Origin of the sequence: Pseudonocardia sp. (genome assembly GCF_050246655.1) — a bacterium.
Classification (GTDB): Bacteria; Actinomycetota; Actinomycetes; order Mycobacteriales; family Pseudonocardiaceae; genus Pseudonocardia.
This window is the reverse complement of sequence record NZ_JBFWVQ010000058.1, coordinates 1-19017: the sequence shown is the minus strand read 5'-3', so window position 1 is coordinate 19017 and position 19017 is coordinate 1. Positions and strand designations below refer to the sequence as shown.

The 19017-nt window shown below is 73.4% G+C and carries 15 protein-coding genes; 12 read left to right on the top strand and 3 right to left on the bottom strand.

From position 1 onward, the window contains the following. From AB7J25_RS18590 to AB7J25_RS18540, 11 genes are all read left to right on the top strand, one after another. Positions 1 to 288 (top strand): hypothetical protein, encoded by a 288-nt coding sequence (locus AB7J25_RS18590; protein ID WP_428510721.1) that lies wholly within the window; start codon positions 1 to 3, stop codon positions 286 to 288. After that, positions 285 to 1430: a hypothetical protein gene (locus AB7J25_RS18585; RefSeq protein ID WP_428510719.1), complete on the top strand. Its 1146-nt coding sequence runs from the start codon at positions 285 to 287 to the stop codon at positions 1428 to 1430. Before AB7J25_RS18590 ends, AB7J25_RS18585 begins: the two co-directional genes overlap by 4 nt. Beyond that, positions 1427 to 1918, top strand: a complete 492-nt coding sequence (locus AB7J25_RS18580) for a phage baseplate assembly protein V (protein WP_428510717.1) — start codon at positions 1427 to 1429, stop codon at positions 1916 to 1918. Before AB7J25_RS18585 ends, AB7J25_RS18580 begins: the two co-directional genes overlap by 4 nt. Further along, complete coding sequence (locus tag AB7J25_RS18575; RefSeq protein ID WP_428510715.1) at positions 1918 to 2247, top strand: hypothetical protein; 330 nt, start codon at positions 1918 to 1920, stop codon at positions 2245 to 2247. Before AB7J25_RS18580 ends, AB7J25_RS18575 begins: the two co-directional genes overlap by 1 nt. Beyond that, complete coding sequence (locus AB7J25_RS18570; RefSeq protein ID WP_428510713.1) at positions 2244 to 2609, top strand: GPW/gp25 family protein; 366 nt, start codon at positions 2244 to 2246, stop codon at positions 2607 to 2609. The genes AB7J25_RS18575 and AB7J25_RS18570 overlap by 4 nt, the downstream gene beginning before the upstream one ends. Positions 2610 to 2612: 3 nt before the next feature. Further along, positions 2613 to 5042 carry a hypothetical protein gene (locus tag AB7J25_RS18565; RefSeq protein ID WP_428510711.1) on the top strand — a complete coding sequence of 810 codons (2430 nt, stop codon included), beginning with the start codon at positions 2613 to 2615 and terminating at the stop codon, positions 5040 to 5042. After that, complete coding sequence (locus AB7J25_RS18560) at positions 5039 to 7495, top strand: putative baseplate assembly protein (protein ID WP_428510709.1); 2457 nt, start codon at positions 5039 to 5041, stop codon at positions 7493 to 7495. The genes AB7J25_RS18565 and AB7J25_RS18560 overlap by 4 nt, the downstream gene beginning before the upstream one ends. After that, entirely contained in the window at positions 7492 to 9648 is a 2157-nt protein-coding gene (locus tag AB7J25_RS18555) for a hypothetical protein (protein WP_428510707.1), read from the top strand. Before AB7J25_RS18560 ends, AB7J25_RS18555 begins: the two co-directional genes overlap by 4 nt. Positions 9649 to 9658: 10 nt before the next feature. Beyond that, positions 9659 to 11374 (top strand): DUF6519 domain-containing protein, encoded by a 1716-nt coding sequence (locus AB7J25_RS18550; RefSeq protein ID WP_428510705.1) that lies wholly within the window; start codon positions 9659 to 9661, stop codon positions 11372 to 11374. 152 nt (positions 11375 to 11526) lie between these two features. After that, positions 11527 to 11754, top strand: coding sequence for a hypothetical protein (locus AB7J25_RS18545; protein ID WP_428510703.1), 228 nt, complete (start codon positions 11527 to 11529; stop codon positions 11752 to 11754). A gap of 13 nt (positions 11755 to 11767) precedes the next feature. Further along, positions 11768 to 13861, top strand: coding sequence for a hypothetical protein (locus AB7J25_RS18540; protein WP_428510701.1), 2094 nt, complete (start codon positions 11768 to 11770; stop codon positions 13859 to 13861). Here the strand turns inward: AB7J25_RS18540 and AB7J25_RS18535 are convergent. Genes AB7J25_RS18535 through AB7J25_RS18525 form a run of 3 tightly spaced genes read right to left on the bottom strand, consistent with a single transcriptional unit; the run spans position 13850 to position 17244 of the window. Then, entirely contained in the window at positions 13850 to 16282 is a 2433-nt protein-coding gene (locus tag AB7J25_RS18535; RefSeq protein WP_428510699.1) for a WD40/YVTN/BNR-like repeat-containing protein, read from the bottom strand. The two genes, AB7J25_RS18540 and AB7J25_RS18535, sit on opposite strands and share 12 nt — an antisense overlap. A gap of 39 nt (positions 16283 to 16321) precedes the next feature. Beyond that, the gene (locus AB7J25_RS18530; protein ID WP_428510697.1) at positions 16322 to 17056 is read right to left on the bottom strand and encodes a PQQ-binding-like beta-propeller repeat protein; all 735 of its coding nucleotides are present in this window, start codon (positions 17054 to 17056) and stop codon (positions 16322 to 16324) included. Beyond that, positions 17053 to 17244 (bottom strand): hypothetical protein, encoded by a 192-nt coding sequence (locus tag AB7J25_RS18525; protein ID WP_428510695.1) that lies wholly within the window; start codon positions 17242 to 17244, stop codon positions 17053 to 17055. Before AB7J25_RS18525 ends, AB7J25_RS18530 begins: the two co-directional genes overlap by 4 nt. A 242-nt stretch (positions 17245 to 17486) precedes the next feature. On the opposite strand from AB7J25_RS18525, the gene AB7J25_RS18520 reads away from it, so the two are divergent. Beyond that, positions 17487 to 18491, top strand: a complete 1005-nt coding sequence (locus AB7J25_RS18520) for an integrase core domain-containing protein (protein WP_428510693.1) — start codon at positions 17487 to 17489, stop codon at positions 18489 to 18491. Positions 18492 to 19017: the final 526 nt, after the last annotated feature.

Sequence of the window (19017 nt, the reverse complement as noted above, 5' to 3'; positions counted from 1 at the left end):
GTGTTCGACATCGAGAGCCGCTACGCCGCGCTGCCGACCGCCACCCACACGCTCCCGGACGGGCGCCAGATCGTCTACGTGACCCGGCGCTTCCTCCCGCAGACCGCCGCGCTCGTGCCGATCGGCCGGGTGCTCGTCGGCGAGGACGACCGGCTCGACCAGATCGCCGCCCGCACCATCGGTGACCCGTTCCAGTACTGGCGCGTGTGTGACGCCAACGAGGCCATGAACCCCGACGACCTGGTGCGTCGACCCGGCTCCGCGCTGCTCATCTGTGACGTCCCATGACCGGTGGCGCCACGCTCGGCCTGTTCGTCGGCCCATTCGTGCCTGCCCCGCTCGCGCCGGCGCTGCTGCGCGCGGTCGAGCAGGTGACGGTCACCGTCCAGGACGGCGCGCGCAGCGGCTTCCAGATCGTCGTCGTCGCCGGCCGGGACAGGGGCGCCGGCCGGGAGGACGTGGCGGCGCTGCACGACGGCACGTTCCGGATTGGCAACCGGGTGCAGGTCACCGCGAGCCTTGCGGGCCGCCGGCACGTCCTGATGGACGGCATCGTCACCCACCTGGCGGTGGCCCCCGCCACCGAGCCGAACGCCGCACGCCTCACGGTGACCGGTGAGGACCTCAGCGTCATGCTCGACCTGGTGGAGGCCCAGCTCTCGTTCCCGGGCATGGCCGACTTCATGATCGCCACGCTCCTGCTCGCCCCGCTGGTCGCTTACGGGGTGGTGCCCCAGGTGGTCCCGGAGCCCTCGGTGATCGTGCCGCTACCGACGAAGTCGGTCCCGCAGCGCAACGGGACGGCGCTCGGCATCCTGACCGAGATGGCCGAGCGGTGGGGGTACACGTTCTACGTCCAGCCCGGCCCGGTGCGGGGGGCGAGCCTGGCCTACTGGGGGCCACCGATCCGCGCGGGCGTGCCGCAGCCCGCCCTGACCTGGCGGATGGGCGCCGCGTCCAACCTCGGCTCCGTCTCCTTCCAGTCCGACGGCACCAAGCCCAAGCAGGTCTACGGGCTGGTCCAGGACGAGCGGTTCAACGTGCCGATCCCGATCATCGGGCTGCCGTTCACCGGCCAGCCGCTCGCCGCCACCCCGGCCTACGTGGGCAACCTGCCGTTCCTCGGGGTGAAGCGGCTGTCCGACGACGAGCGCGGCAACGTGGTCGCGGCCCTGTGGCGGGCGACCGGTGAGGTCTTCCGATCCACCAAGGGGGCGGCCACCGCGAGCGGTGAGCTGGACGTCGCACGCTACGGTCACGTCCTCGCGGCCCGTGCGCTGGTCGACATCCGCGGAGTGGGTCGCAGCATGGACGGCTCCTGGTACACCCAGTCCGTCACGCACACCGTCTCCCGCGGGAGCTGGAAACAGTCGTTCACCCTCGAACGCGAAGGGACCGGTGCTCTGGTGGGGAAGGTGGCGCGGCTGTGAACCGATACTTGGGGAAGTACCGCGGCGTGGTGGTCGGCAACGTCGACCCGGACCGGATGGGCAAGCTGTTCGTGTCGTGCCCCCGGGTGCTGGGCACCGGCGTCGCGCCCGCGATGCCGTGCGTGCCGTTCGCGGGTCGCGGTGAGGGGTTCTACATGTTGCCGGGGATCGGCAGCAACGTGTGGGTCGAGTTCGAGGCGGGCGACCCGTCCCGACCGATCTGGACGGGGTGCTTCTGGGACGAGCAGTCCATCCCGACCGCGGCGCTGCTGCCGAGCGTCCGCACGATCACCACGGCGGCCACGGCGTTGACCCTGAGCGACGCCCCGGGCGGGGGCATCACGCTGACCGTCGGGCCCCCGGTCGTCCAGGCGCCCTGCACGATCTCCTGCTCGACCGACGGGATCACGATCACCTTCGGCAAGAACGTCATCTCCCTCGACGTCACGCAGGTCGACGTCAACAACGGCGCGCTGCAGGTGCTGTGATGCCCCCGGCGCTCACGTCGGCGGGCACGCTCACGTGCCCGCACGGCGGGACGGTCACCCACCGGCCCGGCCAGAGCACGGTGCTTGTTGCGGGCGCACCGGCGCTCACCCAGCAGGACGCGGGCACGGTCGTGGGTTGCGCCTTCACCGTCCCCGGCAAGCCGTCGCCCTGCAGCGCGGTGCGCTGGACCGCCGGTGCCGGGCAGGTCCGTGTGGGCGGGCTGCCGGTGCTGCACTCCGCGTCGACCGGCTTGTGCTCGAACGCCGAGCAGGCCCCGCAGGGGCCGCCCATCGTGTTGTCGACCCAGCCCCGGGTCGTGGTCCGATGACCGGGATGGCGTTCCCGTACGGCCTCTCCGCCACCGGGCGCACCGCGCGCCCGGCCGATGCGGCGGCGCACGCCCGGCAGCTGATCGAGCAGGTGCTGCTCACCTCGCCCGGTGACCGGGTGATGCGCCCGGGCTTCGGCACCGGCGTCGCGCAGCTCGTGTTCGAGCCCGTCTCCGACCAGGCCGCGACCGCCGCCCAGCACCTCGTGTCCGGCGCGCTGCAGCAGTGGCTGGCGCAGTGGGTCGCCGTCCAGTCCGTGGAGGTCGAACCCGGCGACACCGGGCACCTCACGGTCACCGTCCGCTACGCGGTGCGCGCCACCGGGGACAGCGACGTCGCCACGTTCGCGCTGGGGCGCTGACCGGTGGCGTCGTCCTTCCTCAGCGCCCGACCCATGCGGCTCGCCCGGCTCCGGGGACAGGGCACGATCAACGCGATCGACTTCCTCGAAGTCCCCGTCTACTCGGACACCCCCGTCGCCCTGCGCCAGAAGGTGCTGCTGGTCAAGCTGCTCAACACCCGCGGTGTCGTCGGGCTGGACCGGTGGCAGGTGCGGGTCGTCGGAGGCGTCGAGACGCCCGACCCCCAGGTCGTGCTCGCCGCCCAGCTCTCCCGGCTCACCAACGAGGTCGGCTCCGCCGACTACACCAACAAGCTCAAGCAGATCCACCGGCCGAGCAACGAGTGGTTGCTCGTGCTCCTCGACCGTGCCGGCGACCACACGCGCTACCGCCTGGAGCTCGGTCAGGACGGACGGGTGCCGCCCGAGTTCGACCCGATGCTGTCGCAGGTCGAGTTCTCCTTCTTCGTCGACGTGCAGGCCGACCCGCTGCGCGACGACCTCGGGATCCCGGCGGCACCCCCGCAGCCCGAGCTCGACTACCTCGTGCGCGACTTCACCGGCTTCCGCAGGCTGATGTTCGACCGTCTGGCCCTGCTCGCCCCGGGTGACGTCTCGGAGGATCCCGCCGAGCTGCGCTCGACCCTCGTGGAGGCGCTGGCCTACGCCGCCGACCAGGTGGCGTACTTCCAGGACGCGGTGGCGACCGAGGCCTACCTGGGCACGGCCCGGACCCGGCCGTCGGTCCGCAGGCACGCGCGGCTGCTCGACTACGCCATGCACGAGGGCTGCAACGCCCGCTCCTTCGTCCAGCTTGAGCTGCGCCCCGACGCCCCGGCCGATCTCCCGGGCGCGGCGCTCGCCCCCGGCGCGATGTTCCTGACGCGGATCCCCGGGTACGGACCGACCGTGGCGGCGACCGACCGGGACCGCGCGCTCTCCCTCGGCCCGGAGGTGTTCGAGGCGCTGGCCGGCCCCGCGGCGTTCAGCCCCGCCCACAACGCGATCTCCTTCCACACCTGGGCCGACGAGGACTGCACGCTGGCCGCCGGGGCGACCGAGGCTGCGGTGGTCGACCCGGGTGGGCTGCGGCTGGCCGCGGGGGACTTCCTGGCCCTCGAGCAGCTCGGCGAGCCGGACGAGCGCGACCTCGCGCGACGCCACGTCGTGCGCCTCGTCCACATCGGCGAGCCGGTCGACGACCCGCTGTTCCCGGGCGTCAAGGTCCGGCTGCTGCGCTGGCACGAACGTGACGCGCTCCCGTTCCCCCTGCCGGTCCGGACCGGCCGAGCGGCCGTCGCCCTCGCGCGGGGCAACCTCGTGCTCGTCGACCACGGACGGACCATCGTCGGCGAGCACCTGCCCGTGCTGCCCTGGGGGCGGCGGCTCCGCGCCCGGCTCGACCGGCAGTACCTGACCTGGGCGGCCGCGCCCGATCCGAAGGCCCCCGCCTCGAACGCCCTGCTTCAGGACCCGGCCGCGGCCGCACCCGTGATCACCGTCCGCGGTGAGGGCGCGACCTGGGTGCCGCTGCCCGACCTCCTCGACGCCTACGCCTACACCTGCGCGTTCGTGGTGGAGCCGGAGTCCGACGGGTCGGTGCAGCTGCGCTTCGGTGACGGCCGGGCCGGCCGCCGCCCGGTCGAGCTCGACGGCTTCTGGGCGACCTACCGCGTGGGCAACGGCCCGGTGGGCAACGTCGGCGCCGACGGCATCGCGCATCTCGTGGAGGGCACCCCAGTCACGGCGGCCCTCTCGGCGGCGGTCGTCCGCGTGCGCAACCCGGTGCCTGCGGCCGGCGGCACGCCGCCGGAGAGCATCGACGACGTCAGGCTGTACGGACCGCTCGCGCTGCGGATCCGGAAGCGGGCGGTGACGGCAGCCGACTGGGTCGAGCTCGCCCGCAGCCACCCGGACGTGCAGAACGCGGTCGCGGAGATCCGCTGGTCGGGGAGCCACCCGACGGCGTACGTCACCCCCGATCCCGTCGCGGGCGCGCAACCCGACGTCGTCTGCGCACAGCTGCTCGACCGCCTCGCGCCCCACCGGCTGGCGGGGTACGGCCTGGAGGTGCTCCTCCCCGAGTACGTCGGGCTCGACATCACGCTCGCCGTGCAGGTCGAGTACGGGTCGGTCGTGGACGACGTGCACGAGACGCTGCGGCGCGAGTTCTCCCCAGGGCCGCTCGCGGGCGGACGGCGTGGGTTCTTCCACCCCGACGAGTTCAGCTTCGGCGCGAGCGTCTGGCGCAGCCACGTGGTGGCCAGGGCGATGGCCGTGCCGGGGGTGACCGCCGCGGCCGCCGTCCGCTTCCGCCGCTGGGGACGTGCGGCGGGTGCGCGGGACGAGACCTCGCGGATCACGATCGGCGCGCAGGAGATCGCCCGGTGCGACGGCGACCCGGATGCCGTCGAGCACGGCCGGATCGAGTTCGTGGTGGAGGGGGGTCGATGACAGCGGAGAACGCGGAGAACGGGGAGAACGCGGCGCCACCGCCGGGCTCCACCTGGTCCGGGCTGGGCGCCTGGGCGGACTTCCGCGAGCGGATGCTCCGCGGCCTGCCCCGCCAGGTGATCCCGCCCGACGCCGGCGTCGACGGTGCCCGCCCGCTCTCGGGCCTGACCACACGGGCGCCGGACGACCCCACGGTCGCCGTCGTCGACGCGTTCGCCTGCGTCTGCGACGTCCTGTCCTTCTACCAGGAACGCATCGTGGAGGAGGGCTTCCTGGCCACCGCCACCGAGGACCGCTCGGTACGCGAGATCGTCGGCGGGCTCGGTTACCAGCCCGCCCCGGGCGCGGCCGCGACGGCCGACCTCGCCTTCACCGTCGATCCGGCGCACCGGACCGAGGTCGTCGTCCCGGCGGGCCACGCCGTGCTCAGCGTCCCGGCCGGGCAGGGCGAGCTCCCGGTCACCTTCGAGACCGCGCAGGTGCTGCGGGCGCGGGCCGCGTGGAACGCGCTGCCCGCCCGCCGGACCCGGCCGCACGCGACCGGCTCGGCGGTGCGCACGCTGCACCTGGCCGGCCTCGCCACCGGGCTGGTCCCCGGCGACCTGCTCGCGCTCGTCGTGAGCGGCGCCCAGGGTGCGGGGGGCTGGGCCCTGCACCCGACAGCGCGGGTCACGCCCGACCTGGCCGCCGGCCACACCGTCGTCACGCTGGGCGCGCCGCTCACGGCCACGGCCCTGCAGAACGGCCCGCTGCGGGTCGTCGCGTTCGCCCGCAGCGGCGGGCTGTTCGGCTGGAACGCGCCCGATCCGCGGCTGATGCCCGCGGGCACTCCGGGTATCACCCCCGCGCCGCCCAACGCCGCTTCGGCCTGGGACGGGTTCCCGCTGGCCAACGACAGCACCCTCGGGTCCGGTGCCCCGACCCGGCTGGACCTCGACGCCGAGTACCCGGAGATCGTCCCGGGCGGGCTGGTCTGCCTCTACGGCAGCAGCCTGCAGGGGCTGTTCGGCGTGTCGACCGCCACGCCCGCGGCGCGCGTCGGTTTCGCGCTCTCCGGCCGCGTCACCCGGATCGGGTTCGACACCCCGACCGTGCCGGGGGACCTCGTCGGTTTCGACCGCCGCGGTACGCGCGTGCTCCTCGGCAGCCGGGTGCTGCCCACCGTCGACGAGCCCGATCCCGACCCGGTGCGCGGGTCCACGGTGACGCTGCAGGACCGGACCCTGCCCGCGCTTCCGGACGGCCGCGCCGTCCTGGTCGTCGGGACGGGCACGGACGGCGCCGCCCACGTGGTCCGCACCCGGGTCACGGCCTACGACGCCGACGGTCCGGCGGTCACGCTCGACGCGGAGCTGCCCGCGATGGAGCGCGGATCCGTCGTGATCCGGGCGAACGTCGCGGTGGCCTCGCACGGGACGACCGTCCCCGAGGAGGTGCTCGGCAACGGGGACGCCGCCGTCGTCCGGCAGGCGTTCACGCTCCGACACAAGCCGTTGACCTGGGTGGCGGGCGACGCGGGGGTCGAGCCTGCGCTCACCGTGCGGGTCGATGGCGTGCGGTGGGACCGCGTGGAGTCGCTCTACACCGCAGGTCCCCGGGACCGGGTCTACCTGCTGCGCCGCGAGCACGACGGGTCGACGACCGTCGTGTTCGGGGACGGTCGGCGCGGGGCCAGGGTGCCCACCGGCGTCGAGAACGTGCGGGCGAGCTACCGCGCGGGGCTCGGCGCCGCAGGCCGGGTCGACGCCGGGCAGCTTGCCCTGTTGCGCGACCGCCCCCTCGGCCTGCAGGCCGTCACCAACCCCGCGCGGTCCAGCGGAGCGGCGGACCCGGAGAACCCCGGTGACGCCGTCGGCGGCGGCGCACGCACCGGTGTGGCGACCGACCGGCTGGTCGCGCTGGCGGACTACCAGGCGTTCGCCGAGGCGTTCCCGGGCATCGGCAAGGCGCTGGCCGCCGACCTGCACGACGGGCGGCAGCGGTTCGTCCACCTGACCGTCGCCGGCGCGGCAGGCGAGGTCCTCCAGCCCAAGGAACCGGTGATCACGGCGTTGTGGGGCGCCGTGCGGGCCCGCCGGGATCCGGCGCACCTCGTCCTCGTCGACGGTCACGATCGACAGGCGTTTCGCGTGCAGCTCACGCTGCGCACCGATCCCCGTCTCGGGCGCGACGCCGTCGAGGCCGCGGCGCGGGCGGCGCTGGCGGACCGGTTCTCCTTCGCGGCACGGCGGTTCGGGCAACCGGTGGCGGAGTCGGAGGTCATCGCCGTGGCCCAGCGGGTGCCCGGGGTCGTCGCGGTCGAGCTGGAGCAGCTCACCGGTCCCCGCGGACCGGCCCGGCGCGGGGTGCTGTCCGCGCAGATGCCGCGCTGGGACGGTCAGCGGGTCGTCCCCGCCGAGCTGCTGACCCTCGACCTCGGGGCGAGCCAGGTCGTGAGCGAGGAGGCGCCGTGAGCACCTCGGCCGAGCGGCTCTTCGCCCTGCTGCCCGCCGTCCACCGCCTGCGCGATGCGGCCGCGGGCGGGCCGCTGCGCGCACTGCTGCTGGTGCTGGAGCGCGAGCTGGCCGCGCTCGAGTCGGCCGCCGAGTCCGGCTGGGACGACTGGTTCATCGAGACCTGCGCGGAGTCGCTCGCGCCCTACCTCGGTGACGTGCTCGGCCTGGCGCGGCTGAGCGGCGGCCCGGCGAGCGGCGTACCCCAGCGCGGCTACGTCGCCAACGCGCTGTTCCGCACCCGGCGCAGCGGCACGACCGCCGCCCTCGAACGGCTGGCGAGGGACGTCACCGGCTATCCGGCGCACGCCGCGGAGCAGATGTGGCTGACGGCCGCGACCCCGCAGCTGAACCACCGCGGCGGGAGCCCGCCGCCTGCGCCGGCCCGCTCGGTGGACCTGCGGGACCCTGGCCCGCTCGACCGCATCAACCGGGCCTTCGACGCGTTCGCCCACACCCCGGACGTGCGGCCGCTCACCGAGGGGGCCTTCCGGCCGAACCTGCCCAACATCACGCTGCACCTGTGGCGGGCGCAGCCCCAGCAGGTCACGCGGGCCTCCGCGCGTCCGGTCACCGGGGCCGAGGGCTGGTACACCTTCGACCCGCTCGGCGCGCAGATCCCGCTGTTCCACCTCCCCGAGCCGGCCGCGGACACCGGCGCGCGGGCGCACGGCTCGCGCGCACTGCGCCGCACCGAGCTCGCCGCGCTGCCGCGCGGCGCCGATCCGCCCGTGGCGGTGCGGCTGCGGCGCACGGGCGACGCGGCACCCGCCGACGAGGTCCCGCTGACGGTCGCGGCGCGGAACCTGGCCGACCGAGGAGGTCAGCGCCCGCCGGAGCGCCCGCCGCCCGGCACCGCATGGGTCGATCCCGAGCTGGGCGCGCTCGTGCTCGCCGCCGAGGACACCGCCGCCGACGAGGTGCTGGTGGACTACGTGCAGGGCGCGCCTGGGCTGCTCGGCGCCGGCCCCTTCAGCCGTTCGGCATCGTGGCGCGCGCAGCGGGGTGACGACCGCGTCCAGGTCCAGTTCGGCGTCGCCCGAGACGCCGCCGGCGCAGGACCGCACCTGCGCGCCAGCCTCGAGGACGCGGTCAAGGACTGGAACAGCTGGATCGCGTCGGTGCCGCGCGAGCGTCGGGCCACGGCGGTCGGGACGATCGTCGTGACCGACAGCAGGCGGCACGCAGCGCCGACCACAGCCGTGCAGGTCCCCGACGGGGCGCGGCTGTTCGTCGTCGCCGGGCGCAGGCCGGCGGGTGGCGGGCCGGGCGAGGTGGTGCCCGACCAGGTCCGTCCGCAGGTCGCGGGAACGGTGACGGTGGTGGGTGGCAGCTCGGACAAGGCCGCCCGGCCGGGCGCCGCCGGGTTCAACGGGCTGCTGGTGGACGGCCAGATCGTCGTCGGGGAGGGTGCGCTGGACCGGCTCGAGCTGGTGCACTGCACCGTGGCGGGCGGCGTGACCGTCCAGAAGGGCGCCGACGCCGCCACCAACGCCGGGCTGACCGTCGACCTGACCCGGACCGTGCTGCTCGGTCCCGTCCGTGCGGTGTCCCCCGCCGGGCCGCCGCGCGTCACCGTCACCGCCCTGCGCGCGACCGAGAGCGTCCTGCTCCGCACCGCCGTCGACCTGCCGGGGGCCACGCTCGAGCTCCGGCGGTGCACGGTGCTGGGCACCCTCAAGGGCCGCACCCTGCTGGCCGACGAATGCCTCCTCGACCCGGTCGACGTGCGGGCGAGCGGGAACGAGGACCTCTACGAGATCGGCACCCGCCAGCAGGGTTTCGTCCGGTACAGCTACCTGCCCGACGCCCCCAAGTCGCCGCGGCGGTACCGCTGCCAACCCGACCTGGCCGTCGCCGATCTCGACCCGGCCGACCAGCCCGTGGCCAAGGCGCGCCTGCGACCGAGCTTCGAGAGCGAGACGCTCGGCCAGCCCGGGTTCCTCGTGTTGTCGCCGTCCGCGCCGATCGAGCTGCGGACCACGGCCGCCGATGGTGGCGAACCCGGGGTGTGGCACCACCTCGGACACACGCAGCGCATGGCGAACCTCAACGCCGCGCTGCGCCACGACCTGCGCTTCGGCCTCGCGGCCGGAGCCGTCTTCGAACGATGAGGGGCCGCCCATGTACGGGGACATCACCCGCCGCAGCTTCGACCCGAAGAAGCGCTACTCGGCGGTCCGCCAGCAACAGGGCCGGGTGCAGACCGACGCCGACTGGAACGAGGACCGCGACATCGCGCTGTGGCAGCAGCGGCAGGCCCGGATGGACCTCATCGGGCCGCACGGCGGGCCCGCGGGCAACGCCGGGCTCGAGGTCACCACGCGGACGCAGGGTGGCACGGTCACACTGCAGGTCGGGAAGGGGCGCTACTACGTCGACGGGATCCTGATCGACAACGACGCGCCCGTCGACATCGAGAAGACGCCGACGGACGCGGGGACCTACGTGATCTACCTCGACGTCTGGGAGCGGACCGTGACGGCGGTCGAGGACCCGACCATCCGCGAGGTGGCGCTGGGCGGTCCCGACACCGCCACCCGGACGCAGGTGGTGTGGAAGGTGCGCGCACTCCCGGTCGCGGGGGCCATGCCTGCGTGCGACGCCGCGCTGCCCGAGTGGAACGCGTTGACCGAACGGGACGCCGCGGGCAGCGACACGCGCGGACGGCTCCAGGTGACCACCGACGGGTTCCGCCCTCGGGACAACCGCACCTACCGCGTTCAGATCCAGCAGGGCAACATCGACCCGGCCACCGGCAAGCCCAACGGCAACGACGCCACGTTCGTCTGGAGCCGGGACAACGGGGCGGTCCTCGCCGCCTGGACGGCCGCCCCCCGCGGCGTGGACGTCCAGGTCGACCGGCCGGGTCCCGGGGGAGCGGACGGGTTCGCCCCGGGGGCCCTCGTCGAGCTGAGCACCGACGGCAGTGACGGCAGGCTGCAACCCGGCCTGCTGGCGAACGTCGCCACGATCAGCGGCCGGACCCTGCGGCTCGACAAGGACAGCCTCCCCGCCGACGCCAACGCCCTGGCCAACGCCTTCACCGGGGACCACCCGAAGGTGCGCAGGTGGGACTCGCCCAGACCCGTCCCGGTGGCTGGCGGCGGCCCGCGTCCGCTGGAGAACGGGCTGAGCGTGACGTTCACCGGCACTCGCTGGCGCACCGGCGACCACTGGATCGTCGCCGCGCGGGCGGCGATCCTGCCCGGGACCGTCGACCGTCAGGTCGACTGGCCCGTCGACCCCGAAGGCAAGCCGCAGTCGCTGCCGCCGCACGGTCCCGACCACCACTACGTCCGGCTGGCCGCCGCCACGCTGTCGGCCACGAGGGCGTGGACGATCAACAACTGTCGCCGGACGTTCGGACCGCTCACGGCGCCCCGGCCCGTCGTCCCCCCGGTCGGTCCGGTCGAGCGGGCGGACGGTGGCGCCGCGGCGGCCGACACCGGCGGCAGCGCGCCCGTCCCCCTCACGCCGGACACCGTGCTGCCCCTTGCCGACTGGCCGAGGCGGCTGCGTCTGCACCTCCCGTTCCCGGTCCCGGCGGACCCGTCGGAGCGGGCGTTGCGCGCCGCCGTGGACGTCACGGCCGAGATCCCGGCCGGCCGCGGCCGCAGGGCGGGGTCGATGCAGACCTACCGGCTGCCCGGCACGCTGTCGGTGCAGGAGCGCGACGCGGGGACGACCGCGCTGCAGTGGGTCGGCCAGGACGACGTCCTCACGCCCGAGGACGTGGCCGACGGCGAGGTGCTCGTCCGGGTCACGGTCTACCCCGGCGCGCTGACCGGCGATCCGCAGGCGGCCGTGTGGCGGACGACGTTCTTCGTCGGTGCCTGATCTGATTCGTCGGTGCCTGATTCGTCGGCGCCTGATTCGTCGGCGCCGAAGCGTGGGGCTGGACGAAACCCGACAGGCGCGATTCACTTCGACGGCGGCGCTCGGCGCCGCCGACCGACCAGTCCGACGTGGACACGAGGGGGGAGTTCGGGGTGAGCGACCTGGACGTCAGGATGCGGGACCGGCTGGCCGCGCTGCGCAGGGAGTGGGAGATCGGCCAGGGTCGCCTCGCGGAGCTGGAACGCGAGACCGCCGGGCTGCAGCAGTCGATGTTGCGGATCGCCGGCGCCATCCAGGTGCTGACCGAGATGCTCCCCGACGAGGGGAACGGCCGGCCGGATCCGGCGGTGGCACGGTCCGCGGTCGGCGCCGCCGGATAGCGAGGGGACGATCATGGTTGCCGTACCGCTCACACGCAGCAGCTACCAGGACAGCACGGGATCCGTGCGCGAGGAGCCGCCCACCGAACCGCGGGAGAGTCAGCTCGACCAGGAGCAGCTGGTCATCGCCTGGGGCAAGGTGCACGGCAGCGGCCCGCACGGCTGGGGCATCGCGGCCGGGCTCGACGTCTCGGCCACCGTCGACGCCGAGGGCCTGACCGTCGCTCCCGGCATCGCCATCGACGCCCTCGGCCAGCACATCAGCCTCGCCGAGGGCCCGGGCCGCGCCCTGCTGGTCACCTCGAGCACCCCCGTCGAAGTCACCGGCACCGGTGTCGCCGTCCCCACCAAGGACGCGGCCGGCGCACCGCTGGATGGACCCCGCTACGTGACCGTCGAGTTCGTCGAGTTCTTCGACAAGGACACCCGCCTGTTCCGGCACACCCCGCGGGTGCGGCTGGTCGCCGTGGAGGGGTTCACCGACGACGGTGTGCGCATCGTCCTGGCCCTGGCCCAACTGGAGAACGGGATCGTCAAGAAGCTGGAAGCCGGGCTGCGCCGCGGCGGTGAGCTGCCCGGCCAGCGGCTGACGCTGTACGCACCGGTCCGCGGCGGGAGCGACGCCACGCCGGTGATCGCCCATCAGCGGGTCGGGCGGCTCGCGAGCCACCCCGCCGGTGGGCTCGCCATCCAGCTCGACGACCCTGCCGCGCTGCTGCGCCTCGGCGGCACGCCCGACACGGACGGCGCCCCCGGCACCCCAACCCCGCTGACCGTCGCCGCTGCCGCCATCACCGCCCGTCGCACGGACGGCACCCCGGCCCTGCGGCTCGACCTCGCCACGGGGGCAGTCGACGCGCTCACGGCGAAGACGCTGACCGCGACCGACGCGAAGACGGGGACCCTCACGGCGACGAACCTGACCGCGGGAGCCCTGACCGCGACGAACCTGACCGCGGGCACCCTGACCGCGACAAGCCTGACTGCACCGACCCTGACCGCGACCAACCTGACCGCGACCAACCTGACCGCACCGACCCTGTCCGCGAACAAACTGACGGCAGGGGACCTGACGACGACCAAGTTGTCCACCTCGACCCTGTCGACGACATTCCTGTCCGCTGCCGGGAACATCAACGCAGGGGGGCAGGTGGACGCCGGGGGATTCAGCACCACCGGGCAGTCGTGGCTGCGGGGCCAGGTCTACACCGGGGGCGTCCTCGGCCACTGGGACGGAGCGGCGGACCTCAAGCTGTTCGGCTCCGACATCTGGGACAACGGGGACAACTGGCTGCAGCTGCGCAGCGGCGGCGGCAGGACCTTCCTGCACGGCAATGCCACCGTCGCGGGGGCGGGCCGGGTGAAGGGCGAGTTCGTGGCCGAGGGCAACGCCTGGGCGAACGGCCAGTTCGTCGTCGGCGGCCCCACCTTTCTCCAGGGCAACGCCCGGGTGGACGGCGAGTTCGTCGCCAAGGGCAATGCCTGGGCGAACGGCCAGTTCGTCGTCGGGGGCAACACCTTCCTGAAGGGTCAGGTGTCGGTCACGGGCTTCCTGCACAAGGGCGGCGGCGGATTTCTGATCGACCATCCCCTGGCGCCCGGGGACAGGTACCTGTCGCACTCGTTCGTGGAGTCCCCGGACATGGCCAACCTCTACACCGGCGTCGTGGTGACCGACGACGACGGCCGGGCGACGGTGTCCCTCCCCGACTACTTCGAGGCCCTCAACCGCGACCACCGGTTCCAGCTGACGACGATCGGCGCGCTCGCGCTGGCCACGGTCGAGGGCGGGGTGATGGACAACGCGTTCACCGTCCGCACGGACAAGCCGGGCGTGACAGTCTCGTGGCAGGTCACCGGCGTGCGGCAGGACCCGTGGGCCGAGGCCAACCGCGTCGTCGTCGAGCGGGACAAGCCTGCCGACGAGCGGAGCAGGTTCCTGCACCCGGAGCTGTACGGGCACGGGGACGACCGGTCCTTCCTCCCGGCGGCCGCACCGCAGGCGTCCGACGACCCGTCCCCGGCGCCTGCCGTGCCGGACGACTCCACACCGCCGCCGGCATCGCTGCCGCCGGAGGCGGAGGGTGAGCCGCCGTCAGACTCCTGACACGTCGATCCGGAACATGCCGCGGCCGTGCGTGACGCACACCAGCGTCTCGTCCATCCAGAGGAGGTCGTCGACCGAGCAGTTGGCCGGGCCCTCGTTGGTCGGGAACCAGCTCGCCCCCTTGTCCTCGCTGGCGAACAGCCCGATCTCGGTGCCGAGGTAGAGCAGCTCGTGGCGACGGGGATGCACGGTGATGGCGCGGACCGGGGCGGGCGGAAGCACCGACGTCGGCCCGGCCCAGGTCGTTCCGCCGTTGCGGGTCACCCAGATGTTGTCGGACTCGTAGCCGCCGAACGACACGTACACGGTGTCGACGTCGGCCGGGTCGATCGTGATGTGGGTGCAGTACCGCCGCGGTGCGAGCTGTCCGGGGCCGGCGGCACCGACCCGGTCCCACGTCGGGGTCGGCGACGTGGCGTCGCGCGAGCGGAAGACGGCGCCGTTGCGGTGGCCCACCCACACCACGTCGGAGTCGCCCTGCGCCACCGCGATGGCGCTGATCTCCGATCCCGCGCTGGGTTTGATCGCCCGCCACCGCGGCCCCGACGTCGGGGTGTTGGGCGCCTTCGCGTCGTTGGTCCGCCACAGCGAAAGGCCGCCCGCGAGGATGCGTTGCGGCTCGTTAGGGTCGAGCACGAACGGGGCGATGAACAGCGCGTTCCTCGTCATCGCGTCCGGGATGCGGAACGGGACGGGCTTCCAGTCCCACTGGCGGGCGGCCGCGTTCCAGAACTGACCGCTGATGTAGCGGTTGCCTGCGGTGTCGCTGGAGGTGCCGCCGTCGGTGTTGCGGTGGAGGTTGAGGAAGACGTACTCGCCGTAGAACACCTTCGGGTCGGTGGGATCGGCGGCGCACCAGCCGCCGTCGCCCCCGAAGATCGTCTTCCAGCCGTCGGCGCCCGCGGCCGGGTCGAAGCAGACCGTGCCGTTGTCCTGCGCGCCACCGATGATCTTGCCGCTCATCGCGCTGGTGGCGCCGCCGTAGAACTGCGTGACGCCGTAGCCGCTCACGAGCTTCTTCCAGCCCTTGACGAACGGCGCGCCCGCGGCGTCCGTCCCGGTCGTCGTTAGATCGGTGGCCCGGAACAGGCCGCCGTCGTTGCCGAAGAACACTGTGCGGTTGCTCGTGCCGTTGTACGCCGGATGGGCGAGGATGACGTGCTGGTCGGCGTGCACGGAGCGCGGGTCCCACCAGGTGCTGATCTCGGCCAGGTGGTCGCCGCCGTCGGTACTGCGCCACAGGTTGATGCCACCGACCACGACCAGATCGGCGTCGGTGGGGTCCCCCGCCCAGATCGCGTTGTCGTACCAGCCCTGGTCCCCCAGGTAGGGCGCGGGCGCACCCGACGCATCGACGGTCCTCCTGCGCTGGTAGCTGCGTCCCCCGTCGCGTGACCGCCAGATCTCACCGTGCGTGGACTGGACCGAGGCGTACACGACCGACGGGTCGTGCGTCGCGTGCGTGAGCTCGACGCGGCCCGACCACGGCCCGTGCAGCGCGGCGACCCAAGTGCGACCACCGTCGTTGCTGAACCACGCCTCACCGGCCCCGTTCGCGCCCGCCACCACGAGCGAGCTGTTCGTCGGGTCGAACTGCACGTCGCCCACGCGGCCGCCGAGCACCTTCGTCCACGTCAGCCGTCCGGCGTCCTCGCTACGGAAGATCCCGGTGTTCGTGGCCGCCAGGACGACTGCGCCGTCGTCGGAGACCGCCAGGCGGTTCACGAACTGGAAGTCCGGGGTGAAGGTCGCCGGTATCCGCGCCCAGCTCACGGTGTCGGTGGTCGTGAAGATCCCCGACCCACGAATCGCGTCGGCGTTGCCGAAGCCCTCCCCGGTGCCCACGTAGAGCCGATCGGGGTCGGTAGGGTCCATCACGATGCAGGTGCAGGCGAGGTTGTCCATGAAGTCGTCGACCGGGCGCCAGGTGACGCCGCCGTCGGCGGTGTGCCAGACCCCGCCGCCCGCGGTCGCTGTCCACATCCGCGACGGAGCGCGGGGATCAATGGCGAGGCCCAGCGTCCGGCCGCCGATGTTGCCGGGGCCGAGCCACTCCCAGCGGGCGATGTTCAAGCCTGCCGCCGCTGCCCCGTTCGCAGCCGCGCCGAGCGACGCCACCGGCACACCGGCGAGCGACGGCCCCGGCGGGGGAAGGGTGCGCAGCTCGTCCCGCGCCTCCAGCGCGCGGATGAGGGCGTCGGCCGCCAGCCGCCCGTCGTCGCTGACCTCCTGAGCGAGCCGGAACCGGTCGCGCAAGAGCGGCAGGTCCGGGTAGTCGAGCCTGCGGATGGCCCGGCGCAAGGCCGTCTGAGGCAGGTCACCGAGGGTGTCGCTCGTCGCGCCTCGGCTCAGCCGGAGCTGCTCGGCCTGTGTCGCGCTGACGCCCAGCCGCTGGGCCAACTCGTCGTCGGTAAAGGGCATGCCGTCCTCCAATGCCGTTCGATGCCGTCCGGATGATGATCAAGGGCGGAGGGGAGGGGGTCCGCGGCGAGGCGCCTGGTCGAGCGTGACCTCCCAGCGCCGGTCGCCCGAGGCCCGGTCGACGCCCCGAAGCACGACGGCTTCGACGGCGCCGGGACCCTCGTCGACCACCGCGAGCTCCACCCGCAGCGCTTCGGTGTCGGCGACCTCGACGACGTCGGCCGGGACGGCCGGAACCCCAGCCGGAACCGCAGTCGGGACGGTCGACCCGGCGCCCGGTTCGTCGACCGGCGGTACCGCGACGGGCTGCACCGACCTGGTGGCCGCGTCGACGCGCACAGCGCCCGTGGCCTCGCGGGTGTGCGCGGCGACCCGTTCCGGATCGGCCGCCGCGCCGCCCCGGTAGGTGGCGCTGGCCCTCCACCACAGCACGACGGCCTCACCGCGCGGCTGCGCGGCAAGGGTGAACTCAGCGCTGTCGTCGAGCCCCGGCCGAGCCCACTCGGGCAGCTCCGCCAGCCGGGCGCTCCACAGCTCGCGCCCGTCGTCCTCCGCCAAGGCCACGACGGTCAGCGTGGGTCCGCTCGTCCCCGACGCTCCGGCGACCGCGACGGCCAGCACCGTCCCCGCGGTGATCGCGCAGGGGCGCAGGCCGTGTCCCCGCCGCCACCGGACTGCGCCCGTCGTCGGGTCGAGCGCGATGACCTGGCCTGCGCGGTCATGCACGGCTGCGAGGCGGGCGTCGTCGACGACGCCACGCGGGATCGGGCTCACGCACCCTCGGCCCGGGCTACGCGGAAGTCCCGGCGCGCGAGGATCGCAGCGACGGCCGCTGCCACGACGAACAGCACCACGAGCCACCACTCGGTCTCTCCGGTGCCCGCGTCGGGCGAGACCTCGAACAACGACTCGATCCACGTCGGCCACACCGCGGTGACGGCGGCCAGTACGAGTGCCAGCACAGCGAGAACGGTCTCGATACCAGCTCGAACGATCCTGTGCACAGCGTCCACCTCAGTGATAGCCCTCACACGCGCCTGCCCGCCGTCGTATTCGTCGATGCCGCCCCATGTGTTAACCGCTGACCCCTGTGGGGTTCCAGAACGTCGCACATCCTGCTGACCAGCGACGATCGGGCGTGTAGCAGCGGCCGGGCACGATCGCCGTCGTGTCGCTGGGGTTGCTGTACCTGATCTTCCTTCACATGCTCGGACTGCTTCTGCTCATCGGCCGCACGTCCGCAACCAAGAACGTCGAGCTGCTCGTCCTCCGGCACGAGGTCGCCGTGCTCCGTCGCGCGAACCCGAGACCCCGCCTGGACTGGGCAGACCGGGCCGTGTTCGCCGCGCTCATCCGGCGGCTGCCGCGATCGCTGCGTCGCCATCGCCTGGTCACTCCAGGAACGGTTATGCGCTGGCATCGCCGCCTCGTGCGCAAGAGGTGGACCTACCCGAACCGGCCCGGACGACTACCGATCAACGACACGCTCGCCGCACTGGTCGTGCGGAGGGCGACGGAGAACCCGAACCGAGGATACCGCAGGGTCCAGGGCGAGTTGCTCAAGCTCAGCCACCGGGTCGGCGCCTCAACGATCCAGCGGATCCTCAAGCGCCACCGGATCCCGCCAGCGCCGGTACGGCGGACCGACACCAGCTGGCGACGGTTCCTGCGCACGCAGGCCGCCAGCATGCAGGCCGTCGACTTCTTCCACGTCGACCGTGCGGTGACGCTGCGGCGGCTCTACGTCTTGTTCGTGCTCGAGGTCGGCGACCGCTACCTGCACGTCTTGGGCGTGACCGCGCATCCGGACGGGCCCTGGACGACGCAGCGGGCCCGCAACCTCGTGATGGACCTCGGCGAGCAGGCTGCGCGGTTCCGGTTCCTGGTCCGCGATCGGGCTGGGCAGTTCGCGGCCTCGTTCGACGCGGTGCTGGCCGATGCGGGCATCGAGGTGGTCAAGATCCCGCCGCGGTGCCCGCGGGCGAACTGCTTCGCCGAGCGCTTCGTGTTGACCGTCCGCACCGAAGTCACCGATCGGATGCTGATCTTCGGGGAGCGCCATCTCCGCCGCGTGCTGGCCGAGTACGCCGCGCACTACAACATGCAGCGGCCGCATCGAGCGCTGCAGCTGCGTCCACCGCGCTCGGCATCGCCTGTCCCCGAGCCTGTTCTGGGCAGGATCCGTCGTCGGAAATCCTCGGAGGACTGATCAACCAGTACGGAACCCGCCGCCTGAAACCGCTGATCAGCAGCCGTGGCCAAGTTCTGGAACCCGACAGGGTCAGCTCGCTGACCTCGGCCTCCAGCTGCTGCTCATGCGTCGACGGCCCCGACTTCCCCGCGGCCAGCCCACTCTTGCCGGCTTCCAGGAACTGACGTTTCCAGTTCCCGACCGACTGCTCGGACACCTTCGCCCGCCGCGCGGCCTCCGCCACCGTGATCTCGCCAGCCAAGGATCGACAGCACGGTCCGGACCTTCTCCTCGGCCGGGAACACCGGCGGTCTCGCCATGACGATCAGACTTCCCTTGATGGTCAGGATCCGCAAGAAACGGGCCCTGTCAGGAATCTTGACGCGCGACACAGCCACTCCGCGAACTCACCCTCGAGGTTGCGTCCTTGGAGGTGGTGTACGGCGTTGCTGCTGATCAGCGGCGTGGCGCCGGGTAGTGGGACGGCCACCGCGTGACCCTTCGAGTGCTCTGGTTCTCGAGGGAGGAGACGCGATGGCCGCGT